General features: G+C 54.4%; 21 protein-coding genes and 1 pseudogene. 10 read left to right on the plus strand and 12 right to left on the minus strand.

Annotated elements, in window-relative coordinates; genetic code table 11:
* Positions 1-93: 93 nt before the first annotated feature.
* Positions 94-828 carry a class I SAM-dependent methyltransferase gene (locus AB4K05_RS10160; RefSeq protein ID WP_368479864.1) on the plus strand — a complete coding sequence of 245 codons (735 nt, stop codon included), beginning with the start codon at positions 94-96 and terminating at the stop codon, positions 826-828.
* A gap of 106 nt (positions 829-934) precedes the next feature.
* Here AB4K05_RS10160 and AB4K05_RS10165 read toward each other — a convergent pair whose 3' ends face one another.
* From AB4K05_RS10165 to dusC, 4 genes and pseudogenes are all read right to left on the minus strand, one after another.
* Positions 935-2,329, minus strand: coding sequence for a glycoside hydrolase family 1 protein (locus AB4K05_RS10165; RefSeq protein WP_368479865.1), 1,395 nt, complete (start codon positions 2,327-2,329; stop codon positions 935-937).
* Positions 2,330-2,344: 15 nt separating this feature from the next.
* Positions 2,345-4,286: pseudogene (gene bglF / locus AB4K05_RS10170) on the minus strand (PTS beta-glucoside transporter subunit IIABC).
* Positions 4,287-4,308: 22 nt separating this feature from the next.
* A complete protein-coding gene (gene bglG, locus AB4K05_RS10175) occupies positions 4,309-5,142 on the minus strand; it encodes a transcriptional antiterminator BglG (RefSeq protein WP_368479866.1) in 834 nt (277 codons plus the stop codon).
* A gap of 154 nt (positions 5,143-5,296) precedes the next feature.
* A complete protein-coding gene (gene dusC / locus AB4K05_RS10180; protein WP_368479867.1) occupies positions 5,297-6,235 on the minus strand; it encodes a tRNA dihydrouridine(16) synthase DusC in 939 nt (312 codons plus the stop codon).
* Between the two features lie 111 nt (positions 6,236-6,346).
* Here dusC and AB4K05_RS10185 point away from each other — a divergent pair, with 111 nt between their 5' ends.
* The gene (locus AB4K05_RS10185; protein ID WP_368479868.1) at positions 6,347-7,729 is read left to right on the plus strand and encodes a M24 family metallopeptidase; all 1,383 of its coding nucleotides are present in this window, start codon (positions 6,347-6,349) and stop codon (positions 7,727-7,729) included.
* A 257-nt stretch (positions 7,730-7,986) separates the two neighbouring features.
* On the opposite strand, the gene AB4K05_RS10190 is transcribed toward AB4K05_RS10185, so the two are convergent.
* The 5 genes from AB4K05_RS10190 to AB4K05_RS10210 are packed head-to-tail and all read right to left on the minus strand — an operon-like array spanning position 7,987 to position 12,966.
* Entirely contained in the window at positions 7,987-9,180 is a 1,194-nt protein-coding gene (locus AB4K05_RS10190; RefSeq protein WP_368479869.1) for a 3-hydroxybenzoate 6-monooxygenase, read from the minus strand.
* A gap of 18 nt (positions 9,181-9,198) precedes the next feature.
* Positions 9,199-9,843 (minus strand): maleylacetoacetate isomerase, encoded by a 645-nt coding sequence (gene maiA / locus AB4K05_RS10195; RefSeq protein WP_368479870.1) that lies wholly within the window; start codon positions 9,841-9,843, stop codon positions 9,199-9,201.
* Positions 9,844-9,851: 8 nt separating this feature from the next.
* Positions 9,852-10,553 carry a fumarylacetoacetate hydrolase family protein gene (locus AB4K05_RS10200; protein WP_368479871.1) on the minus strand — a complete coding sequence of 234 codons (702 nt, stop codon included), beginning with the start codon at positions 10,551-10,553 and terminating at the stop codon, positions 9,852-9,854.
* Positions 10,554-10,567: 14 nt separating this feature from the next.
* Positions 10,568-11,596 (minus strand): gentisate 1,2-dioxygenase, encoded by a 1,029-nt coding sequence (gtdA, locus tag AB4K05_RS10205; protein ID WP_368479872.1) that lies wholly within the window; start codon positions 11,594-11,596, stop codon positions 10,568-10,570.
* Positions 11,597-11,607: 11 nt separating this feature from the next.
* Complete coding sequence (locus AB4K05_RS10210) at positions 11,608-12,966, minus strand: MFS transporter (protein WP_368479873.1); 1,359 nt, start codon at positions 12,964-12,966, stop codon at positions 11,608-11,610.
* A 170-nt stretch (positions 12,967-13,136) separates the two neighbouring features.
* On the opposite strand from AB4K05_RS10210, the gene AB4K05_RS10215 reads away from it, so the two are divergent.
* From AB4K05_RS10215 to AB4K05_RS10250, 8 genes are all read left to right on the plus strand, one after another.
* Positions 13,137-14,078, plus strand: a complete 942-nt coding sequence (locus tag AB4K05_RS10215; protein WP_368479874.1) for a LysR substrate-binding domain-containing protein — start codon at positions 13,137-13,139, stop codon at positions 14,076-14,078.
* Between the two features lie 105 nt (positions 14,079-14,183).
* Complete coding sequence (locus tag AB4K05_RS10220) at positions 14,184-14,582, plus strand: CidA/LrgA family protein (protein WP_368479875.1); 399 nt, start codon at positions 14,184-14,186, stop codon at positions 14,580-14,582.
* Positions 14,582-15,277, plus strand: a complete 696-nt coding sequence (locus tag AB4K05_RS10225; RefSeq protein WP_368479876.1) for a CidB/LrgB family autolysis modulator — start codon at positions 14,582-14,584, stop codon at positions 15,275-15,277. The genes AB4K05_RS10220 and AB4K05_RS10225 overlap by 1 nt, the downstream gene beginning before the upstream one ends.
* A gap of 129 nt (positions 15,278-15,406) precedes the next feature.
* Entirely contained in the window at positions 15,407-16,291 is an 885-nt protein-coding gene (gene cdd / locus AB4K05_RS10230; protein ID WP_368479877.1) for a cytidine deaminase, read from the plus strand.
* A 192-nt stretch (positions 16,292-16,483) separates the two neighbouring features.
* Positions 16,484-17,200, plus strand: coding sequence for an outer membrane permeability protein SanA (gene sanA, locus AB4K05_RS10235; RefSeq protein ID WP_368479878.1), 717 nt, complete (start codon positions 16,484-16,486; stop codon positions 17,198-17,200).
* Between the two features lie 214 nt (positions 17,201-17,414).
* The gene (locus AB4K05_RS10240) at positions 17,415-18,647 is read left to right on the plus strand and encodes an NAD(P)-dependent oxidoreductase (RefSeq protein ID WP_368479879.1); all 1,233 of its coding nucleotides are present in this window, start codon (positions 17,415-17,417) and stop codon (positions 18,645-18,647) included.
* A gap of 2 nt (positions 18,648-18,649) precedes the next feature.
* Positions 18,650-19,885, plus strand: coding sequence for an NAD-dependent dihydropyrimidine dehydrogenase subunit PreA (gene preA, locus AB4K05_RS10245; RefSeq protein ID WP_368479880.1), 1,236 nt, complete (start codon positions 18,650-18,652; stop codon positions 19,883-19,885).
* Positions 19,886-19,929: 44 nt separating this feature from the next.
* Positions 19,930-20,385, plus strand: coding sequence for a DUF1097 domain-containing protein (locus AB4K05_RS10250; protein WP_368479881.1), 456 nt, complete (start codon positions 19,930-19,932; stop codon positions 20,383-20,385).
* A gap of 55 nt (positions 20,386-20,440) precedes the next feature.
* Here AB4K05_RS10250 and mglC read toward each other — a convergent pair whose 3' ends face one another.
* From mglC to mglB, 3 genes are all read right to left on the minus strand, one after another.
* A complete protein-coding gene (mglC, locus tag AB4K05_RS10255) occupies positions 20,441-21,451 on the minus strand; it encodes a galactose/methyl galactoside ABC transporter permease MglC (protein WP_052285156.1) in 1,011 nt (336 codons plus the stop codon).
* 15 nt (positions 21,452-21,466) lie between these two features.
* A complete protein-coding gene (gene mglA, locus AB4K05_RS10260; protein ID WP_368479882.1) occupies positions 21,467-22,987 on the minus strand; it encodes a galactose/methyl galactoside ABC transporter ATP-binding protein MglA in 1,521 nt (506 codons plus the stop codon).
* Between the two features lie 77 nt (positions 22,988-23,064).
* Positions 23,065-24,063: a galactose/glucose ABC transporter substrate-binding protein MglB gene (gene mglB, locus AB4K05_RS10265; RefSeq protein ID WP_368479883.1), complete on the minus strand. Its 999-nt coding sequence runs from the start codon at positions 24,061-24,063 to the stop codon at positions 23,065-23,067.
* Positions 24,064-24,077: the final 14 nt, after the last annotated feature.

Raw genomic sequence — 24,077 nt, forward strand, 5'->3', positions numbered from 1 at the left:
TAAATGTACCCATTCCTTTTAGTAAAGCGTGTGGGAACATAATCCGACATACTTACTCACAGCTAAAAATAGTTTAATTTCATGGAGCGAATGATGAGTCAGAATATCTACGACGACGCCAATTTCTTCGCCGGTTACGCCACCCTCGACCGCTCGGTCAAAGGGCTGGACGGCGCGCCGGAGTGGCCAACTATCCAGCAAATGCTGCCAGCGCTTGCCGGTCTGCGGGTCGTGGATCTGGGCTGCGGTTATGGGTGGTTTTGCCGCTGGGCGCGCGACCAAGGGGCCGCGCAGATTAGCGGACTGGATCTCTCCAACCGGATGCTAGAACGTGCCCGGAAGATGACCGAGGGTGACGGTATCGACTATCACCGCGAAGATTTGCAAACGCTCTCGCTTGCCGCCAATAGCTGCGATCTAGTCTACAGCTCGCTGACGCTACACTATTTAGTGGATATTGCCCCACTTCTTGCCACGGTATATCAGGCGCTGACCGCCGGCGGTACGCTGGTCTTTTCCGCTGAACATCCTATTTATACCGCACCGCTCCATCAGGGCTGGCGGGTCGATGAAAATGGGCAGAAAAGCTGGCCGGTGAGCCATTATCAACAGGAAGGCGAGCGCATCAGCAACTGGTTTGCCGACGGCGTAAAAAAACAGCACCGCACGCTGGGCAGTTGGATCAATGCGCTAGTCGCCGCCGGGTTTGTGATTGAAAACCTCAATGAGTGGGGACCTACGGCGGAGCAAATTGCCGCGAATCCAGCACTGGATGAAGAAAAAGAGCGCCCGATGATTTTTATCCTGCGGGCGCGTAAACCTGCCTGATGGCGCTGCGCTTATCAGGCCTACGGGGATTCCGGTGCTTATATGCCTGATGGCGGCGCCGGGGTTTTGTAGGCCGGATAAGGCATAGCCGCCATCCGGCGATGGTTTAGCCTTTTAGGCTCGCCCCGTTGCTGGCAATCACCTCTTTATACCAGCCAAAACTCTTCTTCTTGCTACGCGCCAGCGTACCGCTGCCGTCATCGTTACGGTCAACGTAGATAAAGCCATAGCGTTTGGAAAGCTCCGCTTTCGAGGCGCTGACCAGATCAATCGGCCCCCAACTGGTGAAGCCCATCAGCTCAACGCCGTCTTCAATCGCTTCACGCGCCTGGACCAGATGATCGTTCAGATAGCTGATGCGATAGTCATCGTGGATGCTGCCATCCGCCTCAACGTTGTCCTTCGCCCCCAGACCGTTTTCGACGATAAAAAGTGGTTTCTGGTAGCGATCCCACAGCACATTCAACAACGTGCGCAGCCCCAGCGGGTCAATCTGCCAGCCCCATTCTGAGCTTGCCAGATGCGGGTTTGGCACCATGTTGAGGATGTTGCCACGCGCGGTCTGATTCAGCGCTTCGTCGGCGGTAACGCAGCCGGTCATGTAATAGCTAAACGAGATAAAATCAACGGTGGATTGCAGCGCTTCGCGGTCGGCGTCGGTAATGTCCAGCGTAAAACCGTGCTCGCGGAAGTAGCGCAGCATATACCCCGGATAGGCACCGCGGCACTGCACATCGCCGAAGAACTGCCAGCCTCGATTCTCCTGCAGCGTTTTGAACACGTCTTCCGGCTTGCAGCTTAGCGGGTACACCAAGCCACCCAGCAACATATTGCCAATTTTCCCCTCCGGGACGATTTCATGGCAGGCTTTCACCGCCAGCGCACTGGCGACCAGTTGATGGTGAATCGCTTGGTAAACCTCGGCTTTACTGCTGTCAGCCGGCAGCCCCACGCCGGTCATCGGCGCATGCAGTGACATATTGATTTCATTAAAGGTCAGCCACAGCTTCACTTTGCTCTGGTAACGCGCAAATACCGTGCGGGCGTAACGTTCGAAGAAGCCAATCACCTTGCGGTTGCCCCAACCGCCGTAATTTTTCACCAGCGCCCACGGCATCTCGTAGTGTGATAGCGTCACCAGCGGGGTGATGTTGTGTTTGGCCATCTCATCAAACAGTTTGTCGTAAAAGGCCAGCCCCGCCTCATTCGGCTCGGCGTCATCGCCGTTGGGGAAAATGCGCGTCCAGGCGATGGAAACGCGCAGGCAGTTAAAGCCCATCTCAGCAAACAGCGAAATATCTTGCGGATAGCGGTGGTAGAAATCGATAGCAATATCTTTGATACCGGAGTCCCCCGGCACACGCTCGACCACCTCGCCAAAAATGCCCTGTGGCTGCGCGTCAGAAGTCGATAGCCCTTTGCCATCCTCCAGATAAGCGCCCTCAATCTGATTTGCCGCGGTCGCGCCGCCCCAAAGAAACGCCTGTGGGAATGTTTTCATCTCTCTCTCCTGTGATTAATGCGTGATGGACAACAGCGGTTGACCGGCACTCACTGCGCTGGCAGCGTTGATTTCCAGCCCCGGATAGTCGTCGCTGTTGCTGATAATAATTGGCGTTGCCAGGTCGTAACCGGCATCAATAATCGCCTGACGATCAAAGGTCAGCAGCAGATCGCCAGCCTTAATTTTGTCACCCTCTTTCACATGGGCGGTAAACGGCGCACCGTCGAGTTTGACGGTATCAATGCCCACGTGAATCAACAGCTCAATGCCGCTATTGCTCAGCAGGCCAATGGCATGTTTGGTCTGGAAAATGGACGCCACTTCTCCGTCAAACGGTGCAATTACTTGGCCGACGCTGGGTATAATCGCCACACCTTTGCCTAATAAACCGCTAGCGAACGTGGCATCGGGCACCTGATCGAGCGCCAGCACGGTGCCGGCCATCGGAGCCAATACGTCGTTTTCAGAGGCTTTCGCCACCGCCACCGGAGCGTCAGTTTTACCCGGCAGTCCGGCAACCATCGTCATCACCAACCCCAGAACAAAGGCCACCAGCGTTCCGGCAAGCCCTCCCCAGAAACTGGCATCAACGCCACTTGGCGGGATCATCTGCGCCAGAGTGAAAATATTCGCTAAGCCAAAAGAGAAGGTGTAGCTGTGGCTAAATGCGGTAATCGCCCCGCCGATGGCACCCGCCACGCAGCCAAAAATGAATGGACGGCGCAGCGGCAGCGTCAAACCATAAATAGCCGGTTCGGTGATACCAAAAAGCCCTGCCGAAAACGCCGATCCTGCCAGCACTTTCTGGCGGGCGTCGCGAGTGGCGAGGAAAATCCCCAGCACCGCCCCCACCTGCGCCACCACGGCAGGTACGATGATCGGCATCATGGAGTCGTAACCGAGCACCGTCATGTTGTTAATCATCAGCGGCACCAGCCCCCAGTGCAGACCGAAGATCACGCACACCTGCCACAGACCACCGAGCGCGGCTCCCGCAAGCCAAGGCGCAACGTTGTAGACAATCTGAAAACCGTTCGCCAGCAGATGGCTCAACCAAGTGGCTACCGGGCCAATAATCAGGAACGTCAGCGGCACGACAATCGCTAGGCAAATCGCGGGCGTGAAGAAGTTTTTCATTGCCGACGGCAGTAGCGCATTGCTGCGGCGCTCAATCCAGCAGCTGACCCAGGCGGCAAGGATTATCGGAATAACTGAGGAGCTGTAGTTGATAAAGGTGACCGGGATACCGAGGAAATATTCCGCCGTCGCCCCCGGTGCCAATCCGGCTTCAAATGCCTGAATCATCAGCGGATGGGTTAGCGCACCGCCGATAACCATGGTAATAAACGGATTGCCGCCGAATTTTTTCCCGGCGGTATAGCCCAAGAAAAGCGGGAAGAAGAAGAACAGCGCATCGCTGGCAGCAAACCAGATTTTGTAAGTAGCCTGCTCGGGGTTTAGCCAACCGCAAACCACCGCCAGCGCCAGCAGTCCTTTCAACAGGCCCGTCGCCGCCATCACGCCGATAAACGGCGCGAAGATGCCTGAGACAATGTCGATAAGCTGGCCCAGCACCGAGGTTTTGTCCCCCTTCGCCATCACTGGTTCGCTGTCATCGGAAATGCCCGCTTCATAGCGCACCGCCTGCCATACGTCATGGACATGGTTGCCAATCACCACTTGGAACTGACCGCCACTTTCCACCACCATGATGACGTCGGGGTTGGCTTTTAGCGCTTCGGCATCGGCTTTATCGCTCTCTTTAAGCTTAAAACGCAGCCGCGTGGCGCAGTGAACCAGACTCACAATATTCTCTTTGCCACCCACGTGGCTGAGAATATCCTGCGCAAGTGCTTTGTATTTCATGCCCTAATTCCTTGACCGAGTTTAAAAACAAAAAAACCCGAGAACGACGCCGGTTAGCATCGCACTCAGGTTTTGCCTGCCTATGCAGTAACAATCCAATTGTGGAGGGATTAACGTCCCTCTTTTCTCACCCGTTCAATATGAATGGCGAGAAACATAATCTCTTCCGTCGTCAGCGACCGCTGGTAGCTGTTTTGCAGGTGAAGCGCCACGGTCTCCGCGCACTTCCACGCTTTGGCGTAGTTGTCCTTCACCGCGCTATGTAGCTCTGCATCATCATCTTCCACCACCGTACGCGTCAGCATACGCTGGGCGAAAAACTTCAGGTGGGTGACAAAGCGCTGATAACTTAACGACTCTTCGTTGTACTCCAAATGCAGTTGATACTTCACCAACTGCAAAATTTCCTGCATCACCCGCGTCACGTGCATCACTTCTGGCATTTCGCTGTTAAGCTGCGCGGTCACCAGATGCAGGGCGATAAACCCAGCTTCGTCTTCCGCCAACTCAACGCCAAGCCGCTTTGCAATCAATGTTCGTGCCTCTTGGCCGAGCGCAAACTCCTTCGGGTAAAGGCGTTTAATCTCCCACAGCAGCACGTTACGCAGCGCCACGCCGTTTTTTTGTCGCTCAATGGCGAAGTGACAGTGGTCGGTCAGCGTGATGTAGATGCTTTCCTGCAGCTTGCCGAGGCGCTCACGCGCTTGTTCTATGATCCGGTCGCAGGTGGTCATCACCTCTAACGGAATCTGACTGAGCAATTCACTCAAACGCCCCACCAGCTCATCGCTTTGCAGGGCAAAAATTTTCTCAACTTTCGACTCATCCAGTAAGTCGCCGACGCGCTTTTGAAAGGCGAGCCCTCGCCCCATCACGACTTGCTCACGCCGGTGTTCATCCAGAACCACCACTACGTTGTTATTTAGGACCTTGGCGATCTGCATTTATGAACCCCAGAAACAAAAAAACCTGATTTCCGACAAGTGTCAGATAATCAGGTTTTGCCTGCCTAAGCAGTAACAATCGGCCTCAGTATTTCATTTCCGGCGGCGATGGCTCAATGGAACAAATGGAAATTTGTGATGTTGATCGGATACTTTATCCTCGCCAATCGTTAATCACCCGCGAGATAAGCTTCGATTCCTGCAGGGCGCGGACGGCGGTAAACAGCGTGGTCGCTTCGTCGTACTCTTTGCGCAGGTAGCCCAGCCACTGTTTGATTCGCGCCACGTGATACAGCCCAGTGTCGCCCTGTTTTTCCAAGTGAGTGTACTTTTGCAGTAACTCAACCACCTGCGGCCACGGCAGGCGCGGTTCGTTATATTTGATGACCCGGCTCAGGTTCGGCACGTTCAGCGCTCCACGGCCAATCATCACTGCATCACAGCCGGTCACTGCCATGCACTCCTGCGCGCTTTGATAATCCCAGATTTCACCGTTAGCAATCACCGGAATAGTCAGGCGCTGGCGGATGTCGGCAATCGCCTGCCAGTTAATGCGTTCGGCCTTGTAGCCATCTTCTTTGGTGCGCCCGTGGACCGCCAGTTCTGTCGCCCCGGCCTGTTGCACGGCATCGGCAATTTCAAACTGCCGCGCATCGCTGTCCCAGCCTAGACGTACTTTTACGGTGACCGGGAGATGCGATGGCACCGCAGCACGCATCGCTTTTGCGCCTTGGTAAATCAGCTCAGGATCTTTGAGCAGCGTCGCCCCGCCGCCGCTGCCGTTCACCGTTTTCGACGGACAGCCACAGTTGAGGTCAACGCCATAAGAACCCAGCTCAACCGCCCGGGCGGCGTTTTCCGCCAGCCACTGTGGATATTGCCCTAAAAGCTGAATTCGCACGCGAGTGCCGGAGGGGGTGCGGCTGTTGTTATGCAGCTCCGGACAGAGTTTCTGGAACGATTTTACCGGCAGCAGTTGATCCACCACGCGCAAAAATTCGGTGATGCACAGATCGTAATCATTCACTTCAGTCAGCAGCTCGCGCACCAGCGAATCGAGCACGCCTTCCATCGGCGCCAGTAAAACACGCATATCGTTATCCGGAAAAAAAAGAGGCGCTATGGTAACGTCTTCACATGCAGCTTTCCACTGCCAGGAGCGCGACGGGTCTGTCGCGATTATTGACACATCAGGAGGTGAATCATGAATTCGAGAGTTATCCAGCTACAAACCACGCAGCCCCCGCGCCAGTTTAACGACGTGGAGCCGGTATTGCTGAGCGATGCCACTATGCTGGAACGCAAAAATAAGCTGCTGGAACGCATGCGCGAGGAGCGCTTCGACGCCTTGGTGATTTATGCCGATAAAGAACATGGTGGAAACTTTGAATACCTGACCGGCTTTATTCCACGCTTTGAAGAAGGCCTGCTGGTGCTGGATAAATCCGGCCACGCCACCGCTATCCTCGGCAACGAAAACCTAAAAATGGCTCAGCATTCACGGCTGCCGGTTGCGCTCAAACACTGCCCGTACTTTTCGCTGCCCAACCAGCCGATGGATAACGAAAAACCGCTTAGCCAGCTATTTGGCGAAACCGGGCTGAGCACAATGTCAAAAATTGGTCTGGTCGGCTGGAAGATGTTTACCGCCACGATCGCCGATAACACAAAGTTCTTCGACCTTCCCTATTTTATCGTCGATGCAGTAAAAAACAGCACCCATGCGGAGCTGGTGAATGCCGCCCATCTGTTTATTCGCGGTGATAAAGGGGCGAGAACGGTCAACAATGCCAACGAAATCGCCCATTATGAATACGGCGCGAATCTGGCCTCAAACTGTATGCTGAAGGCGCTGGATGCGGTCGAACCGGGCATTCGTGAAACCGAACTGGGCGCGCTGCTGGCCGACGAAGGGCAATACCAGACCGTTGTCGCTATTGCCGCCGCCGGGCAGCGCTTTGAGAAAGCCAATCTCTACCCGACCTATAAACAGATTCAGCGCGGCCAGCCGCTGTCGATGACCACCGGCTTTAAGGGCGGACTTTCCAGCCGGACGGGATTTGTGATTGCCGATGAAAGCGAACTGCCGGAAAACCAGAAAGATTATGTCGACCGCGTAGTGAAGCCGTACTTTGGCGCGGTCGTCTGCTGGCTTGAGAATATTCACGTGGGGATGCCAGGCGGCAAGTTGTATCAGTTGATTGAGGAAGTGCTGCCAAAAGAGCAATACGGCTGGCACCTCAATCCGGGCCACCTTAGCGCCGACGAGGAGTGGATGTCATCACCGGTGTATCCGGCCTCGAACGAGACGCTAAAAAGCGGGATGATCCTACAAATTGATATCATTCCATCGGTGCCGGGATATACCGGAACCAGCGCAGAGGAGAGCGTTGCCCTCGCCGATGCCACGTTACGCCAGCAGATAGCGCAAGAGTATCCAGCGCTGTGGGCGCGTATTGAGGCTCGTCGCAGCTACATTCGCGAGGTGCTGAATATTGCGCTTGCCGACGATGTGATGCCGCTGTCCAACAGCGTGGGGTATTTAAGACCGTTTATGCTGGCGAAGGATAAATCGCTAACGGCGTGATGATTGTAGGCCGGATAAGGCGTTTACGCCGCCATCCGGCAATGTGCACCCAACGCCTGATGGCGCTGCGCTTATCAGACCTACAAACATAACCGGTATGTACGCAGGCACGTGGCTATCCGGCAATGTGCTTGATGATTGTAGGCCGGATAAGGCGTTTACGCCGCCATCCGGCAATGTGCACCAACGCCTGATGGCGCTGTGCTTATCAGGCCTACAAACATAACCAATATACCGCCATCCGGCGATCTACCTGATTAACGTGGTTCCAAGCAGTTATCTTCTTTCCAGCCATACAGCCACTCGATGCCACGGTAAAATTCGGCCTGGGTTTTGCCTTTCCACAGCAGGTTACGCACCTGACGTTCAACTCCGGCCGCATGGTACAAACGTCCCATTTCACGGGTTGACCAAACGATACGCGCCGTGCGTGGAATACGCACCGACTCATACAGCGCAAACGCGTTTGCCGCATCGCCGTCGCATTGAGCCAGCGCTTTGCCGAGCGTCACCGCGTCTTCCAGTGCCATACAAGCGCCCTGCGCCATATACTGCGCCACCGGGTGCGCCGAGTCGCCGACGAGGGTGATACGTCCGTTGCCCCATTGTTCCACCGGCTCGCGGTCGGCGGTTGACCAGCGACGCCAAGAGGTTGGTTTATCCAGCATCTGACGCGGGCGCGGGTGAATGCCTTTAAAGTACGACATCACTTCTTCTTTACTGCCATCGCGCACGCCCCACTGTTCCGTTTCACGGCTGTGGAAAGTCACCACTAGGTTGTACTGCTTGCCGCCGCGCAGCGGATAGTGCACCAAATGGCAATGCGGGCCGGCCCACAGTACCGGCGCATTGATGCGCAGATCTTCTGGCATATCGTCACGTTCGATAACCGCGCGATACACCACATGCCCAGTCACGCGCGGGTTGTCCCCGAGCAGACTCTGGCGCACCACTGACTTCACGCCATCACAGCCGATAAGAATATCTGCCGTCCAGCTATTGCCCTTGTCGTCGTATACGGTGACGTCATGCTCCGTTTGACGAATATCGGTGACGTGGGTCGAAGTACGGTACTTCACCCCAGGGTGCTGCAGCGCGGCTTCCCAAACGGTGGCGTGAATATCAACACGGTGAATAACCGCGTACGGGCCGCCGAAATGATCGCGGAACGCCTGTCCGGTTTCGATGCTGATCACTTCTTCACCGTTCACGGCATCCATCATGGTGATATGGTCGGTAAAGACCGCACGCTGACGGGCAACCTCGCCGACGCCTAAGCTATCGAGCGCGGAAAACGCGTTCGGCCCAAGTTGGATGCCAGCGCCAATCTCACCGATTTCATGCGCCTGTTCGAGCAGCATGACTTGGATGCCCTGGCGAGCCAATGACAGCGCGGTAGCTGCGCCACCGATACCGCCGCCAACGATAATTGCACGGGTTACTTTAGCCATGGTATTTCTCCTTTTTGACTACGCCGGGATTTTGTCCTGCTGATTTTCGGGTGCGGCGGCAATAAACGCCGGTAGCGCGGTGCAGGCGTCATACACTGCCTTACAGCGCGGGAACCCGCTCAGATCGCAGCCAAAACGCAGTGCGTTAGCCCACTGCGGCACTAAGCAGCAATCGGCAAGCGTCGGCGTATCGCCAAAACAAAACTGCCCGGAATCGCTGCGGCGCAGCAGCTGTTCCACCGCGCTCAGCCCCTGCTGGACCCAGTGGGCATACCAGCGGTTTTTATCTTCTTCGCTCACCTTCAGCTCGTCGCTTAAGTAGCGCAATACCCGCATGTTGTTAATCGGGTGGATGTCGCAGCTGATGGCGTAGACAATTTCCAGCACGCGCATGCGCTGGGGATCGTTTGCCGGGAGCAGCGGCGTCTGCGGGAAATGTCTGTCCAGCCAATCAATAATCGCCAGCGACTGCCCCAGCGCTTCACCGTCATCGGTGATAAGCGCCGGCACCAGCCCTACCGGATTGAGGCGACGGTAATCCAGCGCGTTTTGCTGGCCTATCCGAATATTGACGCCCACGGTCTGGTAGTCGATGCCCTTCAGCGCCAGCGCGATACGCACGCGATAAGAGGCCGAACTATTATAAAAACTGTACAGCTTCATCATTCACCTCAAACAATTTTCACGGCGATCGGCGTTAAACCTTCAACATTGCCGGTGATAGTTTCACCTTTCACAACCGCGCCAACGCCTTCTGGCGTGCCGGTGAAGATAAGGTCACCCGGCTGCAACTCGAAGAAGCCGGACAGGTAGCTGATGGTCTCTTTCACGTCCCAGATCAGGTGTTCAATGTCGCTGCGCTGGCGGTCTTCGCCGTCAACCTGTAGCCAGATTGGCGCTTTCTCAAGCGACTGTACGTCGGCCACTTTATGCAGCGGGGCAATCGGCGCGGAGAGGTCGAACGCTTTGCCAATTTCCCACGGACGCCCCATCTGACGCATTTCCATCTGGCGGTCGCGGCGGGTCATGTCCAGACCGGTGGCATAGCCCCAGATATATTCCTCGGCTTTATCCAGCGGAATATTGCTCCCTTTTTTGCCAATGGCGACCACCAGCTCGATTTCATAGTGATAGTTATCAGTCTGCGCAGGATAGGCCAGATTCAGGATTTCGCCCGCGGCGACTGGCACCACGGCATCGGCAGGTTTGCAGAAGAAGAACGGCGGCTCGCGGTCGGGATCAAAACCCATTTCACGGGCGTGGGCGGCGTAGTTACGTCCCACACAGTAAACGCGGCGTACCGGGAATTGCTCATCGCTGCCCACCACTGGAATCGCGACCGGGGCCTGCGGTTCAAATACGTATTTGCTCATCTTTCTTCTCCTAATTAATAGCGTGCTTCGCGGAACAGACCCAGGGCATCCTGGACAGGTCGATCCGAGAAACTAAATAGCACGGTCTCTTCTGGCGTGTTGAAGGACACTTTGTGCCAGGTTGGCACGACAAAAATATCTTTCGCTTTAAAGCTGTAGGTCAACTCACCAATGGTGACTTCACCGCTGCCTTCCACCACGTGATAGATGGTGCTGTCAGTGGTGCGCGCCTGGCGCGATTTGAAGCCTTTTGGCAGTAGTTGCAGGAACGCGCCCATTGATGGCATCGGGTAGCCGCCGGTCACCGGGTTGACGTAGCGCATCTTGTAGCCGTCCCACTCATCGGCATCACCCATGCGGGTGAGGTCGTGCAGCGCATCGCGGCTGCGGTCGTAGCGGTAGTTGAAAATCGGCGATGAGTTGCCGGCCTGATGGCGCAGCGGCAGCATGTTGGCGGCGTAACGCGGCAGATAGTCGCCCTCTTTACGCGTCACCGGCTGCTGATCTTCCGGGTAGTCTTCGGCAAAGCCGCAGCCGAGATAGTTGACCAGCGGCAGATCCAAACCATCGAGCCAGATAACCGGTTCGTCGCCAGGGTTGCCGTGATCGTGCCAGCGCCATTGCGGGGTGAGGATAAAGTCGCCGGGACTCATCGCGGTGCGTTCGCCGTCAACGGCGGTAAACGCGCCGTGGCCTTCCACCACAAAACGCAGCGCCGATTGGTTATGGCGATGGCTTGGCGCGACTTCGCCCGGCATGATCAGCTGCAAACCGGCATACAGCGAAGAGGTGATCGATGATTGACCGCGCAGGCCAGGGTTCTCCAGCACCAGCACGCGGCGCACCGCCTCTTTCGCGCCGATCAGGTTGCCGCTTTCCAGCAGCAGCGGACGAATTTCCTGGTAATTCCAGTAGGCCGGAGCACAGTTGGCGTTCGGCGTCTTCGGCACCAAGTGATGCAGAGACTCCCACAGCGGGGTCAGGTTTTGCCCAGAAATGTGCTGATAGAACTGTTGACGATCGTGTTTTACATCCGAGGTCATTATGATTCTCCTTAACTTTTCACCGCGCCGGTTACAGGCAGCGAGTCGGGTACGCGAGGTGTTTGTCGTACTACCAGAGTCAGCAGCGTCAACATGATGGCGCTAACGGCGGCGGGGACGGCAATCACAAAGAACAGAGTATTGAATGAGAAATTCATCGCCATCATCATGCCGCCGGAGACGGAGCCGACAATGGCACCGCAGCGGCCGATTGCGTTAGACCAGCTCACGCCGGTGGCGCGGCTTTGTGTTGGGTAGAGGGTGGCGGTCAGGGCATTGAGCCCAACCTGCGAGCCGCTAATACCAATGCCGGTGCCGAAAATCGCCAGCGCCATCAGCCACAGACCGTCACCGCTCAAGCCAATCATCACGATGCAGACCGCGCCCAGCGCATAGCTGACCGCCAGCACCCAGAACGGATTGAACTTATCCATTAAAACGCCCAGCAGCAGCGCACCCAGCGTGCCGCCAATCTGGAATGCGGCAGTCACCCAAGAGGCGTGCTGGAGATCGATACCGCGATGGTTCAGCAGCGTGGGCATCCAACTGGAGAGCAGGTAGATGATCAGAAGGCTCATAAAGAACACCACCCACAGCATCAATGTGATGGTCAGCTGACGTCCGGCAAACAGTTGGCTAATGCTGCCCTTTTGCGTCGCCGCCGGTTCATCAAGCCAGAACTCGGTCTCTGCATAACGTTCACCGGTCATCGCACTGACCGTTCGCACCACCTGCGCCTGTGGACGCTGGCGACGCACCAGCCAGCGGGGTGATTCCGGAAGCACCGCCAGCAGGGCCACAAAGAGCATCAGCGGCAGTACGCCACCGAGCACCAAAATACCGTGCCAGCCAATCACTGAGACCAGCTGAGCGCTAACGATGCCCCCTAGCGCAGAACCCAGCGTGAAGCCGCAGAACATTAAGGTCACCAGCGCGCCACGGCGGCGTGACGGCAGGTATTCAGAGGTCATGGTGATGGTATTCGGCATCGCACCGCCTAAGCCTAGGCCGGTTAAGAAGCGCAGAATGATCAACATGTCTAGATTGGGAGAGAAAGCTGAGAGCAGGCTAAACAGGCCGAAAAGCGCCACGCACCATTCAATAACCCGCTTACGCCCGAGTTTGTCGGAGAGCGGGCCGCACAGCAGTGCACCGGCGGTCAAGCCCAAAAGACCGGCACCAAACAGCGGCGCGAGGTCGCCCGCGCTAAGCTGCCAATGCTCACGAATTGCCGGGGCGATAAAGCCAATCGCCGCGGTATCAAAACCGTCCAGCATTACCACGAGGAAACAGCAGAGAATGACACGCCACTGCATCTTGCCGATGGGTGCGGCGTCGATTAGCGCTTGTAGTTCAAGTCGTTGCGTCATAGGGAGGAGCCTCTGTCAGTGCAGGTTATCCACGTTGCCGTTGGCGTATAGGCCAAAGCGACTCAGAGTAAGATGTTTATTTTTTTGCTTTTATGTTGCCATATTGTGATGAATGAAATGAGTTGTACAATGGCATTTCATGCTTATCCATAACCTGGAGGTTATATCTAATGGCAGACTGGACGCAGAAGCTGAAGCTTCATCATCTACAAATGCTGGTGGCACTTGGCGAGCAGGGAAACCTCACCCAAGTGGCAAAACGCATGCATATCACCCAGCCCGCGCTGTCAAAGTGGCTCACCCAGTTTGAGGAAGAGCTGGGCATTGTGTTATTTGAGCGACACAGTAAAGGGCTGCGGGTTTCCGAAGGCGGTAAACTTCTACTGCAACACGCGCAGCGGCTGATTAACGACATTGAGCGATCGCAGTTTGAAATGGAGCGTTTTAAGCAAGGCGGGCTGGTGGGCAGTTTGAAAATCGGCTGTTCGCCGGTGGCGACGGACTGCGTTTCCCAAGCGATTTTCCCGCTGCTGGCGGAGATGCCGACGCTACACCTCAATATCGAAGAAAAAGTCATGACGCCGCTGCTGCACGATTTGCAGTCCGGGGTGGTGGACGTAGTGGTAGGACGCATCGGCGGCCGAGCGCTGGAGCTGCCGCTAAACTACGAGGTGCTCTATACCGAACCGGTGTGCTTTGTGGCGCGACCCGGGCACCCGCTAGCCAATCGCAGCAGCCTGACGTGGAACGATTTGGCCGCCTGGCGGTGGATTGTCTGGCCTAACGGGACGCCCATTCGCCAAAGCATCGACAATGCGTTGGTCGAAAATGGGGTCATGCTGCCGGAAAATATCATTGAGTCGGCATCGATGAACGTCAGCGTCAACCTATTGCAAAGCAGTGAGATGATTTCGATTCTCTCTTTACGCCTAGCCGAGCGTTATGCCAGTCAGGGGCAGTTGTCGATACTTGCCCTGCCGCGTATTGAGCAAAAAGGCAGCGTCGGCGTGTTCTGGCGTAAAAACAATCTGCCTTCTCTGGCGCTGAGCCGGTTTCTCTACTATTTGTCACATCCTGTACAGAGTGATGAGTTTTCCCGGTCAGATGCCTGATGTTCCGCTTGTCTATATCGGGTATGCTCAGAATTCATGGTGTGATCGGTAGCACACTTTAGGGTTTAATTGTATGATGAATGCATTCCACGAAAGGTGAATCCCATGCTCAAATCACTGAATATCATCTGGCAATACCTGCGTGCATTCGTCCTTATTTACGCCTGCTTGTATGCCGGTATTTTTCTTGCGTCGCTGCTGCCTATTACGATTCCTGGTAGCATTATCGGTATGCTTATTCTCTTCTTACTGCTGGGGCTGCAAATTCTGCCCGCCAAATGGGTTAACCCCGGCTGCTTCATTTTGATTCGCTATATGGCGCTGCTGTTTGTGCCGATTGGCGTCGGCGTGATGCAGTACTTCGCCCTGCTGCGTGCGGAGTTTGGCCCGGTAGTCGTTTCCTGCACGATCAGCACATTAGTGGTATTGGTGGTGGTGAGCTGGAGTTCACATCTGGTACACGGTGAACGTAAAGTGGTCGGTCAGGATGGAGCGGATAAATAATGTTGCATAATATCTGGTGGTCGCTACCGCTGACCTTGGTTGTCTTTTTTGCCGCCCGTAAGCTGGCTTCGCGTTTCAAGATGCCGCTGCTCAACCCTCTGCTGGTATCGATGGTGGTCATCATTCCTTTTCTGATGCTGACCGATATTCCGTACGAAAACTACTTTAAAGGCAGCGAAGTCCTCAACGACTTACTGCAACCGGCGGTCGTCGCCCTCGCCTATCCGCTGTACGAACAGCTACACCAGATCCGCGCACGTTGGAAATCCATTATTACCATCTGCTTTATCGGCAGTGCGGTGGCGATGATAACCGGGACCTCCGTGGCATTGATGATGGGTGCATCGCCGCAAATCGCTGCCTCTATTTTGCCTAAATCCGTCACGACGCCGATTGCGATGGCGGTCAGCGGCAGCATTGGTGGGATCCCTGCCATTAGCGCCGTATGCGTCATTTATGTCGGTATTCTGGGCGCGGTTTTTGGTCATACCCTGTTAAACCTGATGCGCATTACCACCAAAGCCTCTCGCGGCCTGTCGATGGGGACCGCTTCCCACGCCCTCGGCACCGCTCGTTGCGCCGAAATGGACTATCAAGAAGGGGCGTTTAGTTCACTGGCGTTGGTGATTTGCGGCATCATTACCTCGTTGATTGCGCCGTTTTTGTTCCCGGTTATTCTGGCCGTGGTGGGTTAAAACGCGACAAATCACACATTTTTAAATGATGTTACATACGTTGCATTAACAATGAGATATTGATCACCAATTTAGCCGTGCGCACCCCGTACACTACGATCCCATTACATTGTTATGAGGCACAACGCCATGCATCCACGTTTTCAATCTGCTTTTACGCAACTGGCGGCAGATCTGCAGACCGCTATCGCTCCGCTGCTAGCCGATCCGCACTTCTCTGCCGAACTGAGCGCCGAGCAGGTCTCATCGCTGCAAAAGGCGACGGGGCTGGACGAAGACGCGCTCGCTTTTGCGCTTCTCCCCCTCGCCGCAGCCTGCGCGCGTGCGGACCTCTCGAATTTTAACGTCGGCGCCATCGCCCGTGGCGTCAGCGGCACATGGTATTTCGGCGGCAACATGGAGTTTCTGGGCGCAACCATGCAGCAGACGGTTCACGCCGAACAGAGCGCCATCAGCCACGCTTGGCTGTGCGGTGAAAAAGCGCTGCAAGCTATTACCGTTAACTACACGCCGTGCGGCCACTGCCGTCAGTTTATGAATGAACTGAACAGCGGGCTTTCACTGCGTATTAATCTGCCGGGCCGTCAGCCGCATACGCTGCAGGATTACCTCCCAGACGCCTTTGGCCCTAAAGATCTGGATATCAAAACGCTGCTGATGGATGAACAGGATCACGGTTATGAACTGCGAGGCGATGCGCTGGCACAAGCGGCTATCAAAGCGGCGAACCACAGCCATACGCCATACAGCAAATCACCATCAGGCGTGGCGCTGGAACTGCGTGACGGGACTATTTTTAGCGGCAGCTATGCGGAAAATGCCGCCTTCAACCCGACTCTGCCACCGTTGCAAGGTGCGTTGAACCTGTTGAGCCTTAACGGTTACGATTACCCTGACATCCAGCGCGCTATTCTGGCCGAACGTGCCGATGCGCCGCTGATTCAGTGGGATGCCACAGCCGCTACATTAAAAGCGCTGGGTTGCACCAATATCGACCGCGTATTGTTAGGTTGATTATTGTAGGCCTGATAAACGCAGCGCCTTCAGGCAAGACTGATCAGAGCCGGATGGCGGCTTTGCCTTATCCGGCCTACAACTCAGACCGTCACAATGTCTAAATTTCCCGCAATCAAGCGATGGTTTCTTGCGCTTGCCAGGCGGGTAAAGTAGCCTGATGTCTTCCTCGTCCACTATTGAGTCAAGTTCATGTTAAAGCGTGTGTTATACAGCCTGTTAGTCCTGTGCGGCCTGCTGCTGATAACCGTGCTCGGTCTTGACCGTTGGATGAGCTGGAAAACCTCCCCCTATATTTACGACGAACTGCAGGATCTGCCCTACCGGCAGGTTGGCGTGGTACTCGGCACCGCCAAGTATTACCGCACCGGCGTTATCAACCAGTACTACCGTTATCGTATCCAAGGCGCGCTAAACGCTTACAATAGCGGCAAGGTGAATTATCTGCTGCTGAGTGGTGATAATGCGCTGCAAAGCTATAACGAGCCGATGACAATGCGCCGTGACCTGATCAAAGCCGGCGTTGCGCCGGAAGATATCGTGCTCGACTACGCCGGTTTTAGGACGCTCGATTCCATCGTCCGCACCCGCAAGGTGTTCGATACCAACGATTTCATCATCATCACCCAGCGCTTCCACTGCGAACGGGCGCTGTTTATCGCACTGCATATGGGCATCCAGGCGCAGTGCTACGCAGTGCCTTCACCAAAAGATATGTGGAGCGTGCGCTTGCGTGAATTCGGCGCTCGCTTCGGCGCGCTGGCTGACCTTTATCTCTTCAAGCGCGAGCCTCGTTTCTTAGGTCCGCTGATCCCCATTCCTGCCCAGCAGGAAGTTCCGGAAGATGCGCAAGGCTATCCTGCGGTAACGCCAGAGCAACTGCTGGAGTTGCAGAAGAAGAAGTCATAGTCTGCGAATTCAGATAACATAATTTAATCGATTTTCATTGCGTTAATCGTTCCTATTTGCATATTAGGTATTCCTGCGATCGCCCAATACCCACACGTATTACATGGCTAATTGTGAACCCTTTCACAACGCCTTCTCCCGCATACGCATAGCCTTTCAGATAACCGTTTCACTTCATTTGCCTTAATTAAACTAATCATTTAAGGGATCCGCTATGTCGCAACACGATTATCTGGATGAGCTTATTCCCGCCTTTACGCCGTTACTGGCGATCAAAGAGGCTTCACGCTGCCTGCTGTGCCACGATGCGCCGTGCAGTCAGTCCTGTCCGGCGCAAACTGACCCGGGGAAATTTATCCGCTCGATCTATTTCCGTAACTTCAAAGGTGCTGCCGAAACCATTCGAGAAAATAATGCACTGGGCGCCGTTTGTGCCCGCGTTTGTCCGACCGAAAAGCTGTGCCAGCGCGGCTGTTCTCGTTCCGGGATTGATACGCCAATTGATATCGCTCGTTTACAGCGGTTTGTTACCGACTTTGAGCAGCGGACAAACATGCAGATTTATCAGCCGGGGCGCAAAGATAAAGGCAAGGTCGCCATTATTGGGGCCGGTCCCGCCGGGTTACAGGCTAGCGTAACCCTCTGCAATCTCGGCTATGACGTCACTCTATTTGAAAAGGAAGTCCAGCCAGGCGGCTGGCTGCGTCACGGTATTCCTGAATTCAGGTTACCGCAGTCGGTGCTCGATACCGAGATTGCACGTATCGTCGAGATGGGGGTAAACCTCCAGTGCGGGTGTGAAGTGGGGAAAAATATCACCTTAGCGCAGCTCAAATCCGAACATCAGGCCGTGTTGCTGACCGTGGGTCTGTCGGAAGGGTCTTCGTTGCCGCTGTTTAACGACGCCAATACGGTTGAAATCGCCGTCGACTTCTTGCAGCGTGCGCGTGGCAACGGCGGGAAGATTGCTGTGCCGCAGAGCGCGCTGGTTATTGGCGGTGGCGACGTGGCGATGGATGTCGCCAGCACCCTGAAAATTCTGGGCTGCAGTTCCGTTACCTGTGTGGCGCGCGAAGAGCTCGCCGAGTTTCCGGCAAGCGTAAAAGAGTTCACCACCACCCAAGCGCTGGGCGTATCAATTATTGATGGCTTTACACCCACCGCCGTAACGGGCAATACGGTGACCTTTAAGCACGTTCGCCTACCGGGTGAGCTAACCCTTACAGCTGAACACATCATCCTCGCCGTCGGTCAACATGCGCAGCTTGATGCATTTACTGATATTCAGGTACAGCGCAATACCGTAGACACGCACCATTACCAGACCGCAGACCCCGCCCTATTTGCTGCAGGCGATATCGTCCAAGGTGATAAAACCGTGGTCTACGCCGTGAAAACGGGGAAAGAAGCCGCTCAGGCGATTCATCACTATTTAGAGGAGGCGTAATCATGCTCACCAAGGATCTCTCGATAACTTTTTGCGGCGTGAAGTTCCCCAACCCGTTCTGCCTCTCCTCTTCCCCGGTCGGCAACTGCTACGAGATGTGCGCCAAAGCCTACGATAGCGGCTGGGGCGGCATTGTGTTTAAAACCATCGGTTTCTTTATCGCCAACGAAGTGTCTCCACGCTTTGATCATCTGACCAAAGAAGATACCGGGTTCATCGGCTTTAAAAACATGGAGCAGATTGCAGAGCACCCGCTGGCGGAAAATCTGGCAGCTATTCGCCGGCTGAAACAGGATTATCCCGATAAAGTGCTGATCGCCTCGATCATGGGAGAAAATGAACAGCAGTGGCAGGATCTGGCAAAGCTCGTAGAAGAGGCTGGCGCAGATATGATCGAGTGTAATTTCTCCTGCCCACAAATGACCTCCCACGCAATGGGCAGCGATGTCGGGCAAAGTCCTGAGCTGGTGGAAAAATACTGCCGGGCGGTAAAACGGGGATCGTCTTTACCGATGCTCGCCAAAATGACGCCAAATATCGGCGACATGTGCGAAGTTGCTCTCGCCGCCAAGCGCGGCGGCGCTGACGGAATTGCGACCATCAACACCGTAAAATCGATTACCAACATCGACCTGAATCGTAAAATCGGTATGCCGGTAGTCAACGGTAAATCCAGCATTTCCGGCTACTCCGGCAAAGCGGTGAAACCTATTGCCCTGCGCTTTATTCAACAGTTGCGAACCCATCCTGAGCTGAAAGATTTCCCGATCAGCGGCATCGGTGGGATTGAAACCTGGGAAGATGCTGCCGAATTTTTACTGCTGGGTGCCGCCACGCTGCAGGTGACGACAGGCATCATGCAGTACGGTTATCGCATCGTTGAGGACATGATTAGCGGCCTGTCGCATTATCTTGCCGATCAGAATTTTGCCTCGCTCGACGAGATGGTGGGTCTTGCCAATCGCCATATCGTTCCGGCGGAAGACCTCGATCGCAGCTACATTGTTTATCCACATATTCAGCAGGATAAGTGCGTGGGCTGCGGACGCTGCTATATCTCCTGTTACGACGGCGGTCATCAGGCGATGGAGTGGAACGAAGAGACGCGAACTCCGCACTGCAACACCGAACAATGCGTCGGTTGCCTGCTGTGTGGCCATGTCTGCCCGGTTGCCTGTATTAGCCTAGGAGAAGTGGTGTTTAAACCCGGCGAGAAAGAGCACGCTGTCGCCCTTTAGCGCCCCAACTTCCGGCCCGCCACGCGGGTCGGATGGACAACACGATGAGTACACTTATCGCCATTGCGCTAACCACCGGCGTTTTGTCCGGTATCTGGAGTTGGGTTGCCGTAAGCTGGGGCTTACTTAGCTGGGCTGGATTTCTTGGCTGTACGGCTTACTTTGCCTGCCCGCAGGGCGGCCTAAAAGGACTGGGAATCTCGTTTTGCACGCTGCTTAGCGGCGTATTCTGGGCACAGGTGATTATCTATGGCAGTTCGCTGTCGCCAGCATTAACCTTTGTCGGCTACTTTCTAACCGGCATCGTGGCTTTTGCCATGTGCTTTCAGGCCAAAAACGACTGGCTCTCTTTCGTTCCCGGCACTTTTATCGGTGCCTGCGCTACTTTTGCTTGTGATGGTGACTGGCGCGCGGCATTACCCGCGCTGCTGGTTGGGCTGGTTTTTGGTTACGCCATGAAAAACAGTGGGCTGTATATTGCGGCACACACTCAGCGTTAGCCTCAGGTCACAAAAAAGCCCGGCATCAATGCCGGGCTTTATATCCTGCGTGAAATTACTTCTTCCGCGCGTACTTCAGTGAATCCAAGGCAACGGCGAAGATAATAATCGCGCCCTTGATAATGTACTGCCAGTACGGGTTAACGCCGATGTAGGTCAGGCCGTAGTTGATAACGGTGAAGATGATAACACCGGTCACCACGCCGACTACCGTGCCCACGCCGCCGCTGAACGATACGCCGCCAACCACGCAGGCCGCAATCGCATCAAGCTCATACATAAAGCCGAGGTTATTGGTTGCCGAGCCGATACGCCCTGCTTCCAACAGGCCGCCGAATGCATAGAACACGCCGGACAGGGCATAAATTACCAGCAGGTTCAGCGCGACGTTCACGCCTGATACTTTTGCCGCTTCCGGGTTACCGCCGATGGCGAAGATGTTTTTACCAAAGCGCGTTTTATTCCACAGTACCCAAACAAAGGCGACGGCAATCAGCGCGTAGAAAGTAATGTAGGACAGACGGAAACTGCCCAGCGCAATAAAGCCCTGCGCAAACGTCGAGAAGCCGCTGTCGAAACCTGAAATCGGTGAAGCCCCCACGAAGTCGTAATACAGGGAGTTGATCCCGTAAACGATAATCATGGTACCCAGCGTAGTGATGAACGGGGTTACATTCAGGTAAGCAATGATAATCCCGTTAATCAGGCCGATAACCGCGCCAATTGCGCAGACAATCAGCACCACCACAAAAATCGGCATGGTTGCCATCTCCGGGAACACCTTGTTGGCGTTCTCCATCGACTGCAGCAGCGTTGCCGCAATAACCGCCGCCAAGCCCACCTGACGACCAGCTGACAGGTCGGTCCCCTGGGTGACGATAAGACCGGCTACGCCCAGCGCGATAATGATACGCACGGAGGACTGAGTGAGGATGTTACTGAGGTTCAACAAACTTAAGAAAGTCGGGTCCTGAATAATAATAATGGCCAACAGAACCAAAAGAACGACGTAAATGCCGCCATCTTTCAGATAGCTGAGAAAGCTTTTTTTATTTAACGTACTCATGTCGAGCCCCTGCGATTAAAGATGCAATGACGCAAGACGGAGAATTTCGTTTTGCGTTGTTGTTTTCGTTTCGACAATTCCAGCAACCAGGCCATTACTCATGACAAGGATGCGGTCGGTAATTCCCAGCAGCTCAGGCATTTCAGAAGAAATAATAATAATCCCTTTATCTTTCTTCGCCAGCTCAGCGATTAATTGATAAATTTCAAACTTCGCGCCAACATCAATGCCGCGAGTTGGTTCATCAAGCATTAAAATTTCAGGTTGCGTTAACAGCCAGCGACCGATAATGACTTTTTGCTGGTTGCCACCCGATAATGAGCCAATCTGCGTGTGGTGCCCCGGTGTTTTAACACGCATAGAGTCAATAACCCATTGGGTATCGCTTTTCATGCGAGAAGTGTCGAGCAGTCCGACTTTATTTTTATAATTCTTAATATTGGAAATTAACGAGTTAAAACCAATATCAAGATAGGCGTAAATACCGGTAGAACGACGTTCTTCGGTCACCAGCGCAAAGCCGTTGTTGATGGCTTCATTGGCGCTATGGTTATTGATTTTTTTGCCGTGCAGCGTGATGGTCCCGCCCGACTTTTCACGCACGCCAAACAGCGTTTCGACGATATCGGTACGTTTTGCTCCCACCAGCCCGGCAATGCCGAGGATTTCCCCTTTGCGCAGCTGGAACGATACGTCGCGGATCGACGGCTGGCGCAGCGAGGTCAGGTGTTGTACATCCAGAATCACTTCACCCGGCGTGTTCTGCCGGTCTGGGAATCGCTGGTTCAGAGAACGGCCGACCATCATGGCGATGATCCTATCCATATCCAGCCCTTCCAGCGGCTGGGTGGCAATCCACTGGCCATCTCGCAGAACGGTGATTTCATCGCACAGCTGGAAGATCTCTTCCATTTTATGTGAGATATAAACAATGCCGCAGCCGCGATCTTTGAGCTTACGGATAATGGTGAACAGATGGTTCACCTCTTTTTCCGTGAGCGACGAGGTCGGCTCATCCATAATCACGATTTTGGCGTTATAAGAGAACGCTTTCGCGATTTCAATCATTTGCATCTGCGAAACGGATAACGTCCCAACGCGGGCGCGCGGGTCAATATCAATATCCAGCTCATCAAAGATGGCTTTGGTATCGCGATACATTTTGTCCTGATCGACAAACATGCCTTTGGTGGGATAACGTCCCAGCCACATGTTATCCATCACCGAACGTTGTAATACCAGGTTAAGTTCCTGGTGGACCATCGAAATCCCATTTTCCAGCGCTTCTTTGGCTGAATGGAAATCTATTTCTTTACCCTGAAATAAAATACTGCCGGAATCTTTTTGATAGATTCCAAATAGACATTTTAATAACGTTGATTTGCCCGCGCCGTTCTCACCCATTAATGCATGGATAGAGTGCGGACGAACTTTCAGGTTAACATTATCGAGTGCTTTTACGCCCGGGAATGACTTGTTGATCTGGCTCATTTCCAACAAGAATTCACCAGACGGCTCTCTATTATTGTTGTCCATAGTAATTGTACCTGGCTGCGATATTTCTGCGTCAGTATTTATATGGCGCACAAATGTGCGCCATATATATTTAAAGATTACTTACCGGTGAATTCGCTAAGGTTGTCTTTATCTACGCCCACGTAAGGTACGCGAACGATTTTGTTTTCAATTTTCCAGTTGGTGCCGTCAGCCGCGCCTTTACCGTCAGCGAGGTTTTTCGCCAGGTCAAAGGTCGCTTTCGCTTGGTTGTTAGCATCGTTCAGCACGGTACCGGCCATCGCACCGGATTTCACCAGCGCCAGCGCTTCTGGCAGGGCATCAACACCGAAAACAGGGATAGAAGATTTGTTGTGGGCTTTCAGCGCTTCAACCGCACCCATTGCCATGGCATCGTTGTTAGCGATAACCACTTCAATTTTGTTGGCGTTCGGGCCGGACAGCCATGCGTCCATTTTATCTTTAGCCTGAGCGGTATCCCACATTGCGGTATCCAACGCCAGCTGCTGGGTTTTCAGGCCCTTGTCGTTCAGCTCTTTGATAACGTAGGTGGTACGTGCTTCAGCATCTGGGTGGCCCGGCTCGCCTTTCAGCAGCACGAACTGCACCTGACCATCTTTGTTCAAATCCCAGTTCGGGTTTGCCGCCCAGTGTTTAGCAATCAGGTCGCCCTGAATAATGCCAGACTCTTTAGAATCAGTACCGACGTAGAACGCTTTGTCATAGCTATCCAGCGCTTTACGAGAAGGTTCTTTGTTGAAGAAGACGATTGGCACGTTCTGGCCGCGCGCTTTCTCAATCACCGTGCCCGCAGCAGCCGGGTCAACCAGGTTAATCGCCAGCGCTTTCACGCCTTTTGCCAGCAGCACGTCAATCTGGTCGTTCTGCTTGGATTGGTCGTTCTGGGAGTCGTTCATCAGCAGTTGAACGTCTGGTGCCGTTTTTGCGTCTTTTTCGATAGCTTTACGCACTACAGACATAAAGTTGTCGTCGTATTTATAGATCGTCACGCCAATACGGGTATCGGCTGCGTGCGCTGCGGCACCGAAAAACATGCTGGCCATCAGGGCAGACAGGGTTAACACCTTCTTATTCATGGTATCTCCGGTTT

The organism is Kluyvera sp. STS39-E, from assembly GCF_040932435.1.
GTDB lineage: Bacteria > Pseudomonadota > Gammaproteobacteria > Enterobacterales > Enterobacteriaceae > Kluyvera.

Bases quoted from the DNA above. Each gene is read 5' to 3' on its own strand.
- AB4K05_RS10160 (WP_368479864.1), top strand. From the start codon at position 94: ATGAGTCAGAATATCTACGACGACGCCAATTTCTTCGCCGGTTACGCC.
- AB4K05_RS10165 (WP_368479865.1), bottom strand. From the start codon at position 2,329: ATGAAAACATTCCCACAGGCGTTTCTTTGGGGCGGCGCGACCGCGGCA.
- bglG (WP_368479866.1), bottom strand. From the start codon at position 5,142: ATGCAGATCGCCAAGGTCCTAAATAACAACGTAGTGGTGGTTCTGGAT.
- dusC (WP_368479867.1), bottom strand. From the start codon at position 6,235: ATGCGTGTTTTACTGGCGCCGATGGAAGGCGTGCTCGATTCGCTGGTG.
- AB4K05_RS10185 (WP_368479868.1), top strand. From the start codon at position 6,347: ATGAATTCGAGAGTTATCCAGCTACAAACCACGCAGCCCCCGCGCCAG.
- AB4K05_RS10190 (WP_368479869.1), bottom strand. From the start codon at position 9,180: ATGGCTAAAGTAACCCGTGCAATTATCGTTGGCGGCGGTATCGGTGGC.
- maiA (WP_368479870.1), bottom strand. From the start codon at position 9,843: ATGAAGCTGTACAGTTTTTATAATAGTTCGGCCTCTTATCGCGTGCGT.
- AB4K05_RS10200 (WP_368479871.1), bottom strand. From the start codon at position 10,553: ATGAGCAAATACGTATTTGAACCGCAGGCCCCGGTCGCGATTCCAGTG.
- gtdA (WP_368479872.1), bottom strand. From the start codon at position 11,596: ATGACCTCGGATGTAAAACACGATCGTCAACAGTTCTATCAGCACATT.
- AB4K05_RS10210 (WP_368479873.1), bottom strand. From the start codon at position 12,966: ATGACGCAACGACTTGAACTACAAGCGCTAATCGACGCCGCACCCATC.
- AB4K05_RS10215 (WP_368479874.1), top strand. From the start codon at position 13,137: ATGGCAGACTGGACGCAGAAGCTGAAGCTTCATCATCTACAAATGCTG.
- AB4K05_RS10220 (WP_368479875.1), top strand. From the start codon at position 14,184: ATGCTCAAATCACTGAATATCATCTGGCAATACCTGCGTGCATTCGTC.
- AB4K05_RS10225 (WP_368479876.1), top strand. From the start codon at position 14,582: ATGTTGCATAATATCTGGTGGTCGCTACCGCTGACCTTGGTTGTCTTT.
- cdd (WP_368479877.1), top strand. From the start codon at position 15,407: ATGCATCCACGTTTTCAATCTGCTTTTACGCAACTGGCGGCAGATCTG.
- sanA (WP_368479878.1), top strand. From the start codon at position 16,484: ATGTTAAAGCGTGTGTTATACAGCCTGTTAGTCCTGTGCGGCCTGCTG.
- AB4K05_RS10240 (WP_368479879.1), top strand. From the start codon at position 17,415: ATGTCGCAACACGATTATCTGGATGAGCTTATTCCCGCCTTTACGCCG.
- preA (WP_368479880.1), top strand. From the start codon at position 18,650: ATGCTCACCAAGGATCTCTCGATAACTTTTTGCGGCGTGAAGTTCCCC.
- AB4K05_RS10250 (WP_368479881.1), top strand. From the start codon at position 19,930: ATGAGTACACTTATCGCCATTGCGCTAACCACCGGCGTTTTGTCCGGT.
- mglC (WP_052285156.1), bottom strand. From the start codon at position 21,451: ATGAGTACGTTAAATAAAAAAAGCTTTCTCAGCTATCTGAAAGATGGC.
- mglA (WP_368479882.1), bottom strand. From the start codon at position 22,987: ATGGACAACAATAATAGAGAGCCGTCTGGTGAATTCTTGTTGGAAATG.
- mglB (WP_368479883.1), bottom strand. From the start codon at position 24,063: ATGAATAAGAAGGTGTTAACCCTGTCTGCCCTGATGGCCAGCATGTTT.